The sequence below is a fragment of the Actinomyces oricola genome (assembly GCF_004104015.1).
Lineage (GTDB): Bacteria > Actinomycetota > Actinomycetes > Actinomycetales > Actinomycetaceae > Actinomyces > Actinomyces oricola.
The window spans coordinates 56,877-68,916 of the sequence record NZ_RYFV01000008.1 but is presented as its reverse complement, the minus strand read 5'-3'; the positions used below and the strand labels follow the sequence as shown (position 1 = coordinate 68,916).

7 protein-coding genes are annotated in these 12,040 nt (G+C 71.5%); 3 read left to right on the top strand and 4 right to left on the bottom strand.

The features are described 5' to 3' along the window. Positions 1-170: 170 nt before the first annotated feature. A complete protein-coding gene (locus tag EUC46_RS04980; protein WP_128773089.1) occupies positions 171-503 on the bottom strand; it encodes a heavy metal-binding domain-containing protein in 333 nt (110 codons plus the stop codon). Between the two features lie 238 nt (positions 504-741). Here EUC46_RS04980 and EUC46_RS04975 point away from each other — a divergent pair, with 238 nt between their 5' ends. After that, positions 742-1,059, top strand: coding sequence for a hypothetical protein (locus EUC46_RS04975; RefSeq protein ID WP_338324464.1), 318 nt, complete (start codon positions 742-744; stop codon positions 1,057-1,059). A gap of 60 nt (positions 1,060-1,119) precedes the next feature. On the opposite strand, the gene EUC46_RS04970 is transcribed toward EUC46_RS04975, so the two are convergent. Further along, on the bottom strand, positions 1,120-1,638 hold the full coding sequence (locus EUC46_RS04970; RefSeq protein ID WP_128773088.1) for a SprT-like domain-containing protein: 519 nt from the start codon (positions 1,636-1,638) through the stop codon (positions 1,120-1,122). 162 nt (positions 1,639-1,800) lie between these two features. On the opposite strand from EUC46_RS04970, the gene EUC46_RS12940 reads away from it, so the two are divergent. Together EUC46_RS12940 and EUC46_RS04960 are read left to right on the top strand one after the other, a co-directional pair. After that, positions 1,801-3,336, top strand: a complete 1,536-nt coding sequence (locus EUC46_RS12940; RefSeq protein WP_241655402.1) for a hypothetical protein — start codon at positions 1,801-1,803, stop codon at positions 3,334-3,336. Positions 3,337-3,738: 402 nt separating this feature from the next. Then, complete coding sequence (locus EUC46_RS04960; protein ID WP_128773087.1) at positions 3,739-5,265, top strand: phospholipase D-like domain-containing protein; 1,527 nt, start codon at positions 3,739-3,741, stop codon at positions 5,263-5,265. A 201-nt stretch (positions 5,266-5,466) separates the two neighbouring features. Here EUC46_RS04960 and EUC46_RS04955 read toward each other — a convergent pair whose 3' ends face one another. Beyond that, the gene (locus EUC46_RS04955; RefSeq protein ID WP_241655401.1) at positions 5,467-10,983 is read right to left on the bottom strand and encodes a DUF3418 domain-containing protein; all 5,517 of its coding nucleotides are present in this window, start codon (positions 10,981-10,983) and stop codon (positions 5,467-5,469) included. Between the two features lie 201 nt (positions 10,984-11,184). After that, entirely contained in the window at positions 11,185-12,036 is an 852-nt protein-coding gene (locus tag EUC46_RS04950) for a class I SAM-dependent methyltransferase (protein WP_128773086.1), read from the bottom strand. Positions 12,037-12,040 lie beyond the last annotated feature (4 nt).

The window sequence follows — 12,040 nt, the reverse complement described above, 5'->3', positions numbered from 1 at the left end:
CCCTCAGGGCGCTGTAGAACCAGGGCCCCGTAAAACTGCGCGGCCCGCCCCTCAAGGGGGCGGGCGCTATGGGTGAGTCGGGTGCCGATGAAGCTGCGCGCTGCCCGTCCTATGGCTGCCCGCCCCGCGAGGGGCGGGCCTGAGCGGTGAGGGATGGCGCGCCGCCAGGTTCAGTTCCTGACGGCGGAGAAGCGCACGGCGGTCCCCGAGGCGGTCACCATGAGCATGCCATTGTCGGTGCCCAGCGTCTCGTAGTCGATGTCCACACCGACAACGCCCTCAGCGCCGAGCTCCTGGGCGCGCTGAACCATCTCCGCCAGGGCGGTCTCGCGGGCCTGAGTGAGCTCCCGCTCGTAGGCCTCGGAACGGCCGCCCACCACATTGCGGATGCCCGCGGCGAGGTCCTTGAACACATTGACTCCAGCAATGGTCTCACCGCACACGATGCGCAGGTATTGGGTGATGGGGTAGCCCTCGACGGTGGGGGTGGTGGTGACGAGCATAATGCGGCCCTTTCTGGTTGGGAGCGGCTGTACACTGGCGGTGCTGCCATGAGTTCTATGAGCTACATGGCTTATCTTCCCGAGTTCCAGTCGCCCAGCGGATCCGCCGACAGGAGGAAACGCAACGGGCTCTTCTCCCCCCTCCTGCTCCTCGTCGCACCTGGCCCGCAGGGCCTAGGCTGGGGGCCAGGAATCTTCCCGCGTCGCGTGGCGACATCGCATCTGAGAGGAAACAGTCGTGTCATCCTACTATCCGGCTCAGCCTCCCGCCCAGCAGGCCCCGGCCCAGACCGTCCACTACGCCCCCCAGACGACTAATCCAGCAGACTCCGTGGGTGCTTGGATGCTCACGTTGTTCATCTGCGCGATTCCCCTGGTGGGGTTCATCTACCTGCTTGTGGTCGCTTTCGGCGGGAGCGCCTCGGAGTCGCGCAAGAACTGGGCGCGGGCGCAGTTCATCTGGATGCTCATTGGCGTCGTTCTCTCGATCATTTTCTTGGTGCTGGGGGGCCTTACCCTTTTCCAAGGCACGTCTTCTTCTTCCTACGGTTACTGAGGCCCGCCCGGCCCGGCGTTAACGCCGGGCCGGTGCTAATGCCCTCACGGCCCGGCGGGGTCACGCCTGGCTCCGGCGCACCCGGGCCAGGATCCGGGCGTAGCGCTCGCCGATCCTCTCAGGAGTCATGGGTGCGCCGTCGTATGTCCAGGACAGCAGGTGATCCAGGCGGAAGGACTGTCCGCAGCGGGCGCAGGCCATGGGCGCGGCGGGCCTGCGCATGCGGTTGATGGTGTGACCGGCCGGGCAGGTGCCCACCCACCTGCCCTCGATTCGCGGAGCGTGCTCGGCCACGAGCCGTTGTCCGCTGGAACCGATCCTGCGGGCCTCAGCGGCCCAGACGGCGTCGTGCCCATGGGCGGCGCCGACGCGGGCATGAGCGATCTCATGCAGGATGGTTTCGCGCACCTCCGTCTCCTTGTACAGGGCCATGAGGTGACGTGACAGGGTGATGCGCCTGCGGGCGTGGTCCGTCTGGCCCGCGCGCCTGCGGGCCCGGTCGAATTCCAGGCCCCAGGCGCCCACCCCGTGCTCCTCCATGAGTGCGCGGGCGAGGCTGAGAACATTGGACAGGTCCACATCGACAGCCTAGCGGCGGCTTCGGACACGAATCACAGTGGCGTGAGGCACGCCGGGGCCAGGTCGTGACGCGGGTGTGGGAGCATGGCGGCGATGCGTTCCTCCTTGAAGCCTCGCCCTGGACGCCGCCCTGTCAACGGGCGGCGGGCTAGTGGCGGCCGCATGGGTACCGCCAGCAAGAAGGGCGGTGCAGCCGGGCGTCATCGCAGTACTCGGCGGACTGGTAGCGCCGTACGCGCCTCCCGGCAGCCCGGCAAAGCCGCGCGCGCCTCGCGGCAGCCCGGCAAAGCCGCGCGCGCCTCGCGGCAGCCCGGCAAAGCCGCGCGGACTGACAGGGCTGTGCGCTCCTCGGGGCGGGCCGACAGGGCCGCGCGCACCCCGGGGCGGGTCAATCGGGTCAATAAGACCAATAAGACCAATAAGGCTGCGAGCGCCTCGCGGCAGCCCGACAAGGGCTCGCACGCCGTGGGGCGGACTCCTCGCGCCTCCGGTCGCGGGTCGAAGAGCACCGCCCGGCAGTCCGCCAGCCACCGCAGGTACGACGCCAAGCGCGCCACCGCCGTCAGCCGCAGCGTTGGAGCAAGGCACGGCCAGAAAGGCGCAGGGCGCGGCCAGAAGGGCAAACGGCGCGGCACTCGAGGCGCCGCAGACCGGCAGGCGCAGACCCGCACCACGACGAGCCGGGCTTCAAACCAGCGCGCGACGCACACCGGCAGGGCCGCAGGAGCCGCCGGCAGTAGAAAGACCCACCGGGGCGCCGGCTCCGCCCACAACCGCCCCTCCCGCCGTCGTTCCAACCGAAAGCGGTTGAACGCAACATTGAGGCTGCGACGGCGCCGTCGCTGGCTGAGGGCGCTGCACACAGCGGTGCTGCTCGCGGTGCTGGTGGCCGTCGTCCTTGCCGGTGCCATGGCGGTCAACACCATGCGCCTCAACAGGCAGGTGGTGGCCTCTCAGAGCCCCGACGCCACCGCCCCCGCCCCCGTCTACCTCGACATGACCGGCTTTGATCCCGAGCACATTATTGACGACGAGATCTTCTACGATGAGACCGCGATGAGCCGTGATGAGATCGCGGCCTTCATCGAGAATATTAACGAGGGGTGTCAGCCGGGGGAGGACGGCACCGTCTGCCTGGCTGAGGCCGTTTTCGACACCGAGGACCGCGACGCCTCCATTACCTGCCCCGGCGGCTACAAAGGGGCCAGGGGGGAGACCGCCGCCGACATTATCTCTAAGGTGGCCCTCGCCTGTGACATTAACCCTCAGGTCCTGCTGGTCCTCATCCAGAAGGAGCAGGGGCTGCTCACCGCCTCCGGCCCCACTCTGAGCGCCTGGGCCTATGAGGCCGCCGCCGGCTACGGCTGCCCGGACGGGCGGTCCTGCAATGAGGAGTGGGCCGGATTCTTCGCCCAGATCTACGGGGCGGCCTCCCAGTTCCAGCGCTACCGGCTCATCCCCGAGGATTTTCAGGTGGTGGCGGGCAAGACGACGCAGGTGGCCTACTCCCCGGACGCCGCCTGCGGCAGCTCCGCGTTCACCGCCGCCAACCAGGCCACTGCCGGCCTGTACGCCTACACGCCCTACCAGCCCAACGCCGCCGCCGCCGCGGGCGGGGATGAGTGCACCAGCTGGGGGAACTGGAATTTCTACGGCTACTTCCGTCGCTTCTTCGGCGATCCGACCCCTTCGACCTGAGGGCGCCGGGGCCGGGACGAGCCGGGCGCACTGCCGGTCCCGGGTGTATTGGTTCGCCACCGCCCCCTTGATTCCCAGGGGTTTTTCAGGGCGATCTGGGGTGTTTTCTCAGGCGGGACCCGCATAGTAGTTACTGCCACCGACCAGAGGCGGCCACGAGGTACTGGGGAGTGCTGTTGAAGGGTCGCCCTGGAGGCGGGGCCGTAGCCAAGGGAATGCGGTTCTGTCGCTCGGTGAAGGGAGTACCGCTTCCGGCGTGGGAACCGGCTAGCGACTTCGATGCGATAGGCCCGGCCCGGTTGATCCATACCGGGGCGGGCCATCGCCATGCTTAAGCGCGGTCCGCGACCTGACCGGGGCCTCATGCGGGTCCGGCCGCCACCGGCGTGGCATTATGCGCATATGACCTTGCCGCCGGTTCTCACCACCCTGTGGGTCGTGGCGGAGTACTTCATCAAGATTGTGGCCCTGGGAACTGTTCCGGAGAACCGCAGGCCCTCCTCGTCCACGGCGTGGCTCCTGCTCATTTTCCTACTGCCGGTCGTCGGCCTGCCCCTTTATCTGCTCCTGGGCAGCCCCTGGGTCAGCGGGAAGCGCTACGAGCAGCAACTAGCCGTCAACGAAACCACCTTGGCCTATACGCGCGACATGGCCGACACCCCGCCCGGTGCCAGGCCCTCGTCCTCCCTGGATTCGGTGCTGCGCATGAACCGGCGGCTAACCGGTCTTCCCTGCGTCACCGGCGAGGTCATTGCCCTGCACTCGGATTCCGTGTCCACCTACCAGGTCATGGCGCGCGCCATTGACGCCGCCACCGACCATGTCCACATTGAGTTCTACATTCAAAGCTGGGACGAGGTCACTGACATCTTCTACTCGGCACTGGCCCGCGCCGCCGCCCGCGGCGTCAAAGTGCGCCTCCTCCTGGACCATCTGGGCTCACGCAAGTACCCCGGATGGAGAAGCCTGGGGGCGCGCTTGACCGCCGCCGGCATTGAGTGGCACCTCATGATGCCGCTACTGCCGCACAAGCGGCGCTGGCGCCGCCCCGACCTGCGCAACCATCGCAAGGTCCTGATCGTTGACTCCGCCCGCGCCTTCATCGGCAGCCACAACATTATTGACCCCACCTACCGGCTGCGCTCCAACCAGAGGGCCGGACGCGTCTGGGAAGACCTGTCCGTAGAAGTCACCGGGGAAATCGTGGCCGAGGCCCAGGCCGTGTTCGCCATGGACTGGTTCTTCGAATCCGGTGAGCAGCTCGACGTCGTCGACCTGTCCGCCCGGCAGTCGGCCTGGCTGCAGATGCAGGCCAGCGGCGGGCGCCCCCCCGCCGTCGGGGATCCTGCGCCCCAGCCCGGACGCCCCGACGCCGTCCTCAACGCCATGCAGATCATTCCCTCCGGGCCCGGATACCCCACCCAGCCCAACCTGCGGATGTTCCTGTCCCTCATCCACGGGGCGAAGGAGCGCGTGTCCATTACCAGCCCCTACTTCATCCCCGACGAGGCGCTGCTAGCGGCAATGACCTCCGCGTCCTACCGGGGGGTTGACGTCGAACTCTTCGTCGGCCAGGAGTCCGACCAGTTCATTGTCAACCACGCCCAGCGCTCCTACTACTCAGCGCTGCTGTCCGCCGGGGTGCGCATCTACCGCTACCCGGCGCCGGCGGTGCTGCACGCCAAGTACATGACGGTCGACGGGGAGGTCGGGGTCATTGGCTCATCCAACATGGACTTCCGCTCCTTCGCCCTGAACTACGAGATGATGCTGCTGGCCTTCGGCGGGGACCTCGACGACCTGCTGCGCCACAACGACGAGTACTACCGGGGCGTATCCTCCGAGCTCACCGTCGCCGAGTGGGCGGCCGAGCCCTGGTACCGCCGCTACATTGACAACGTCTGCCGCCTCATGTCCGCCGTGCTTTAAGGCCCCGAACGGGCCGGCGGGGCGGCGCGGGCGCGCCAGCTGAACCCCGTGCACGGCCTGGTCCTGGGCGCCGTCGTCGGGCGGGGCCAGGGGTGAGCCAGGGTACTGCCGCCCGCCTGCCCGGACTGCGCCCGGCGGCACCACAGGACGCCACCGTCCTGGGGCGCGCCTACGGTCGCGCGGGCATTGAGCCGCGGCCTCTCAGACCGCGGCCAGGAGCTTGCTCAAACGCTTCATACTGACCTTACGGCTCGTGCCCAGTCTCTGGGCGAACAGGCTCACCCGCAGTTCCTCAACCATCCACGTGGCCTCCACCAGCACCGCCTCGCGCTCGGCGTTGGGGGGCAGCGCCGCCGCCCGCGCCCTCGCTTGAGACACCAGTTCCAGGGCCTCGCCGACCTGGTAGGCCAGCGCCGCATCCTGGGCGGCCGCGGACGGCGAGGAGGCCGCCCTGTCCACGCGCATGGCCAGAGCCGTCAGGAAGCGGGGCAGGTGCGCCAGCTCGGTGGCCGGTGTGACCGTGATGAAGCCGTCGAAGACCAGCTCGGCGGCGTGCTTGCGCACCTGCTGCAAAACCGGCAGCAGCGCCATCGAGGTGTGCGCCCCCACGGCCCGCTCCACGTCCCGCTGCGCTGAGAGCGTGCGCACCACGATCTGTGCGAGCCGGTGAACCTCGTCCTCCAACTCCTGGCGCATGACCCCCACCAGAGCAGTGAAGACGGCCCGCTCGCGCACCTGGGCCAAGGGCCGCCCGGTCGCAGTGGCCCACCGGTCCGCCACGCCGCGCGCTGCCGCCAGCTGCAGGTCGGCCACCAACTCCTCGGTGCTGCGGTAGGGGGAGGCCGCCAGCGTTAACGCCTCCGATCCGCTCCACCGGCTGGAGACCCGGCCCGTCGGCAGCATCGTGCGGGCCAGGGCCAGGGCCGTTACCCCGGCTCCGTGCTCGCGGGCCTGGCCGACGGCGTCCGACAGGATCATCAGGTCCGCGCTCGGCCCCAATGCTCCGCCGGCTCGGCGTGAAGAATCCTGTGCGCCCGCCGCACCGGCCCGGCTCGGAGTCCCCGCCGAATCCGCCCCGGCCCGCTGCCCGCCGGCGCTGGGCCGCAGCGGCGCCGCCCCTCCCGCGGCCAGGAGCGTGGGGTAGCCGCGCACAATCAGACCCGCTGCGCCCGTGGACTCCACGGTCGCCGGAATGGTGGAGGCCTGCGGGTCCCCCAGGCCGGGCACATGCTGGGGCCAGTCGGTCAGGCCCGTGCGTTCGGCGAGCCCGGCGCGAAGGGCGCTCCTGCGCCTTGAGGCGCCCGCGTCCCCTCCGCCCGCCCCCGGCCCGCCGGCACCCGGGGCCGCCCCTGGCTCCACCCCCGGGGCCGGGGGCCGCCCGGGCGCCCCGGCGCCGGGAGCACGACCGGGGGAGGCACCCCCGCGGCCCCGGCGCCCCCCGGAGGACGCGCCGCCCTGGGATGAGCCGCCCGGGCGGGACGATCCGCTCCCCCCAGGGCCCCGGCGGCCCCGTGAGGCCTCCCGCTCGGTGGCCTCGGCCATGGCCTGAGCCAGGGCCCCGCGCACCACCTGGCGCACCGCGGCCTCGGTGCGCCCCGACAGGCGCTGCTGCAGCGCCACCAGGTCCGTGTCCCGCCCCAGCACCCGCCCGGCGGCGTCCAGGGCGGTGAAGGCCATCTTCAAGTGGTCGGGCAGTCGCTGGGCGGCCTCCGCCCAGTCCGCCTCAGTGAGTTCCACGCCGCGCAGGCGCGCCGTCGTCGCCGCAAAGGCCTCCTCGAAGGGGACTCGTGGGGCACTGGCGCCCGGCGGCGTCGGGTAATCCCGCTCCATGGCGGCCCACACCTGAGCGCCCACATCGGGGGCCGGCACTAACTGGCGTCGCACCCGCTTGGGCAGGGCCCGGATGGTGGCCACCACCAGCTCGGGGCGCAGGCCCGGCACGAGCCAGTCGAAACCGTCGGGGCGCAGCCGCCCCAGCACCTCCACGGGCACCAGCACGCTCACGCCGTCGTTGGCGCTGCCGGGGTCGAAGACGTACTCCAACCCCAGGGTCAGGTCCCCCTGCACCCAGGTGTCGGGGTAGCCCGAGGCGTCGTCGCCGCCGGGCAGTAGCAGCTCGCGGGTGAAGTCCAACAAATCGGGGTGGCGTCGCCGCTCGCTCTTCCACCAGGCGTCGAAGGCGGCCGCGCCGGTGACCTCCTCGGGGAGACGGTCGTCGTAGAAGCTCACCAGCGCCTCGTCGTCGGCCAGCAGCCCATGCTCACGACGGCGCCGCTCTACGTCCCCCAGCTCCTCGAGAAGGTCCCGGTTGCGCTCCACGAAGGCGTGGCGGGCGTGCCAGTCGCCCTCCACCAGCCCGGAGCGGATGAACATCTCCCGGGCCACCTCGCGGGCCGAGGGCGTGCCCACCGACACCAGGGTGGCGGGACGGTCAGCGACCAGCGTCATCCCGTACAGCAGCACCTTCTCATGGACCATGGCCGCCCCGTGCTTCGTGGACCAGTAGGGTTCGCCGTGGACGCGGCGCAGCAGCCCGGCCCGCTCGGCGGCCTCCTCCACCCAGCGGGGATCCACCTTGGCCACAGTGCGGGCGAAAAGGCGGGAGGTCTCCACCAGCTCGGCGGTCATGACCCACTCGTAGGTCTTGCGGCGCAGGCCGGAGCCGGGCCAAATGATGAAGCGGGTCCCGCGCGCCCCGGCGTACTCCCGGCGCCGCTCGTCCCAACTGCCCACATTCGACAGCAGCCCCACCAGCAGGGAGCGGTGAATGGCGTCGGCGTCGGGGGTGTCTGCGCCGCGCCCCAGGGCGACGACGGCGGCCGCCACGTCCCCATTGGCAATAGTGGCCGCCTGGGTTCCCGCCTCCAGGGCGCGGCCGGCGGCTCGAATGGCACGGGCGGTGGGCAGCTCGACCGGGGCGGCATCCAGCCCCAGGGGCCGGGCCATCTGCCGCAGTTGGGCATGAACATCAATCCACTCGCGCACCCGCAGGTAGTGGAGGAACTCGGTGCGGCACATGCGGCGGAAAGCGGAGCCGGACAGCTCGCGGGCCTGGGTGCGCAGGTAGCGCCACAGGTTGAGGTAGGTGAGGAAGTCACTGGTGGGGTCGGCGAAGCGCCGATGCAGGGCGTCGGAGGCCTCCTGGCGGTCCGCAGGGCGCTCGCGCACGTCCTGGATGGACAGGGCCGCGACGATGACGAGCACCTCCCCGGTGCAGCCGCGCTCCCCGGCTTCCAGGAGCATGCGCCCCAGGCGCGGGTCAATGGGCAGGCGGGCCAGGCGGCGTCCGACGGCGGTCAGGCGCGGGCCCCGGCGGGAGCCGCCGGTGAGGGGCCCGCGATCCCCGCGGTCTTCACGAGTCTTGCCGCCAGCACGGTCCCCGCGGGCCCCGCCGTCGGTCTTAATGGCGCCGATCTCGGTGAGCAGCTGGATGCCGCTGCGAACCTGGCGGGGGTCGGGGGCGTCCAGGAAGGGGAAGTCCTCCACCGCCCCCAGCCCCAGGGCCGCCATCTGGAGGATGACGCTGGCCAGGGAGGTGCGCAGGATCTCCGGCTCGGTGTACTCCGGGCGGGAGTCGAAGTCGGCCCGGGAGTACAGGCGGATGGCGATGCCGTCGGCCAGGCGCCCGCAGCGGCCCGAGCGCTGGTCGGCGCTGGCCCGGCTGACCGGCTCAATGGGCAGGCGCTGAACCTTGGTGCGGTTGGAGTAGCGGGAGATGCGGGCCAGGCCCGGGTCGATGACGTAGCGGATGCCGGGCACGGTCAGGGAGGTCTCGGCCACGTTCGTGGCCAGGACGATCCGGCGGCACGAGTGCGCCTCGAAGACCCGGTGCTGCTCGGCGGCGCTCAAGCGCGAGTACAGGGGGACCACCTCCACCGCCCCCGGGGTGCGTGAGCGGCCGTCGGCCGTGTAGCGGGGGCCCAGGTGGTCAATGAGGGCCGACTCGGTGTCACGGATATCCCGCTCACCGGCCAGGAAAACGAGAATGTCGCCGCTGGGCTCGGCCATGAGCTCGTCGACGGCGTCGAGGATGCCGGTGACCTGATCCCGGGGCTCGTCGGAACCGCCGGCGCCCGCCTGCCCCCTGCTGCCCGCTCGACCTCCGGGGCCTGTGCGCCCCCCGTCCCGGCCCCTGCCGCGGGAGCCGCCCCGACCTCGCGGGAAGTGGCCGGCGGCCTGGGCGGCGGAACGGGCGGCCTCGCGGCGCGCCCGGGCGGCGGCCCGGACGGCCGGGTCGGGGGAGGTCAGGGCCTCCAGCTCGGCGTCGGTCAGCTCCCCGGGGGCGGCGGGGGAGGGCTGCCGGGAGGCGCTGTCGGGAGCGTCGGGACCGCCGGGAGCGGCGGAGGCCTGGCCGGGACCGCCGGGAGCGCCGGAGGCCTGGCCGGGGCCGCCGGGAGCGGCGGGAGCGCCGTCGGGCCCCTGGTCCTCGACGGCGTCGGGGACCAGGGGACGGTAGCGGATCTCCACGGGGTAGGTGCGCCCGGAGACCTCGATGACGGGGGCGGGGACGGTGAAGGGGCGGCCGCGGTCGCCCACCTCGTGGCGCCCGAAGTGCTCGGCGAAGCGCGCCGAGTCAATGGTGGCCGAAGTGATGATGACCTTGAGATCGGGGCGGGAGGGCAGGAGGCGGGACAGGTAGCCCAGGATGAAGTCGATGTTGAGACTGCGCTCGTGGGCCTCATCCACAATGATGGTGTCGTAGCGGGCCAGCATGGGGTCGGACTGGATCTCCGCCAGGAGGATGCCGTCGGTCATGAGCTTGACCAGGGTGCGCTCGCCCACCTCCTCTGTGAAGCGCACCTGGTAGCCCACCACGCCGTCGCGCCCGATCGGGGTATCCAGCTCGCTCGCAATGCGCTCGGCCACGGTCCGGGCGGCAATGCGCCGGGGCTGGGTGTGGCCGATCATGCCGGTGACGCCGCGGCCCAGCCCCAGGCAGATCTTGGGGATCTGGGTGGTCTTGCCGGACCCGGTCTCCCCGGCCACGATGACCACCTGGTGGTCGCGGATGGCGGCGGAGATCTCCTCGCGGCGCGCGCTGACCGGCAGTTCGTCGGGGTAGACGAGGGCGGGGACGGAGGCGGCGCGCTCAGCCAGCTGCTCGGGGGTGAAGCCTGGCCAGGAGCGGCGGCGCCCGCCGCCGCGGGAGCGGTCCGGGTGGCCGTCGCGGGAGCGGTCTGGGCGGTGACGGTTGTTCCGGCCGCCGCGGCGTTGGGGGCGCGGTGGGCGCTCGCGACGGTCGGGGGTGAGCGACTGGCCCTCCTGGGTGGTCCCGACCGGGGCGCTGGCAGCAATCTGCCGGTTACAGGTCTCACGATTACCCTGGGTGGCCCCGATGGGGGCGCTGGGCCGGCCCTGGCCGCCTCGCTCGCGGCCCTGCTCCTGCCGGCTGGGGTGCGGGTCCTTCCCGTCCTGCCCGTGCCCGTCCTGCCTGTGAGGGGCCCGGTCCTCCTGCCCGTGGTGCCGTGTTCGCTGGTCCTGGCTGCCTCGGGTCCCGCCCCGATCGCCCCCGCCTCCCTGGTCCTCCTGACTGCGGGGGGCCCGGTCTTCTCGACTGCGGTCCTGCAGGTCCTGACTACGGTGCTGGTCAGGGCCGGGGATGCTCCTGCGCGGCCGACCGGGGCCGGTGGCGTCCCGCGTCTCCGGGGAGATGGTGCCGGTGGCGCTCGCGGCTGCTGGCGTGGTGGCGTCGTCGTTGCGCTGCGTCTGACTCTCCATAGGTGCCTCATTGTCCCCCAGGAGCGGCGCGGTCCCCGAACGGGGGTGCGTGCGCCGCCTGACAGCGGTAGGCGGCTGCCGGCCCAAGGCCGGGCCGACTGCTGGCCGGTGATCCTAATGGGTGCGCCCGGCCGTCCGGCGGCCGCGCATGCCCGGCCGCCTGCTGGTGGCCGCCTGCTGGCCGCGCCCGCCGGCCCAGCCTCAGGCGGGCCGGTGGGCGGTGAGGACGAACTGGAGGGGGAGGCGCTCGGGGGCCTCCCGCAGCCGCCAGCTCTGCTCGTCGAGGACCATGAGGTCGGGCCACGGGCACCACGCGGCGTGCTGGGTCTCCTCAAAGGAGTCCAGCACCAGCCCGGCACTCAGCAGCGCGGTGAGGATCTCGCCCACGGAGTGGTTCCACTGGTGGTTGACGCTGTGGGAGACCACCGGGCCGTCCTCGGGGCCGGTGACGTAGCTCCCGGGGTCGTCCCAGGTCAGGGGCTCAGCCTGCTCGAAGTAGGGCTGTTCCACGCGCAGGCCGTCAGAGACGTCCTCGCCCAGGGTCATGAACATGGGGTGGTCGTCGCGCAGCAGGAGGCGCCCGCCGGGGCGCAGCAGCGAGGCGACTACGCGGCCCCAGGCGGCGATGTTCGGCAGCCAGCACAGCACGCCCAGCGAGGTGTAGACGAGGTCGAAGTCCCCGGTCACCGCCTGGCGGGCGTCGTAGACGTTGGCCTCCACGTACTCGATCCCCGTGGCGGGCGCCCCGCAGCGCCGGGCGATGTCCCGCGCCCGCCGCAGCGACTCCCCGGACAGGTCGACGCCGACGACGCGCCGCGCACCCAGACGGGCCAGGCCCACCGTGTCGGTGCCCAAGTGGCACTGGAGGTGGATGACGTCCTTGCCAGTGAGGTCGCCCAGGCGCTCGCGGTCCTGGGCGACCTCGTTGCTGATCGCATTGGGGTCGGACACGAGGTGCTGAATGCCGTAGCCGGAGGCCTCGTGAAGAGCGGCCCGGTCATCCCAGTTGGCGCGGTTGTCCTTGAACCAGGTGGCCGAAGAACTCCTATCCATGCTG

Coding starts and splice junctions, on each gene's coding strand:
- EUC46_RS04950 (WP_128773086.1), bottom strand. CDS start 12,036: ATGGATAGGAGTTCTTCGGCCACCTGGTTCAAGGACAACCGCGCCAAC.
- EUC46_RS04960 (WP_128773087.1), top strand. CDS start 3,739: ATGACCTTGCCGCCGGTTCTCACCACCCTGTGGGTCGTGGCGGAGTAC.
- EUC46_RS04980 (WP_128773089.1), bottom strand. CDS start 503: ATGCTCGTCACCACCACCCCCACCGTCGAGGGCTACCCCATCACCCAA.
- EUC46_RS12940 (WP_241655402.1), top strand. CDS start 1,801: ATGGGTACCGCCAGCAAGAAGGGCGGTGCAGCCGGGCGTCATCGCAGT.
- EUC46_RS04955 (WP_241655401.1), bottom strand. CDS start 10,983: ATGGAGAGTCAGACGCAGCGCAACGACGACGCCACCACGCCAGCAGCC.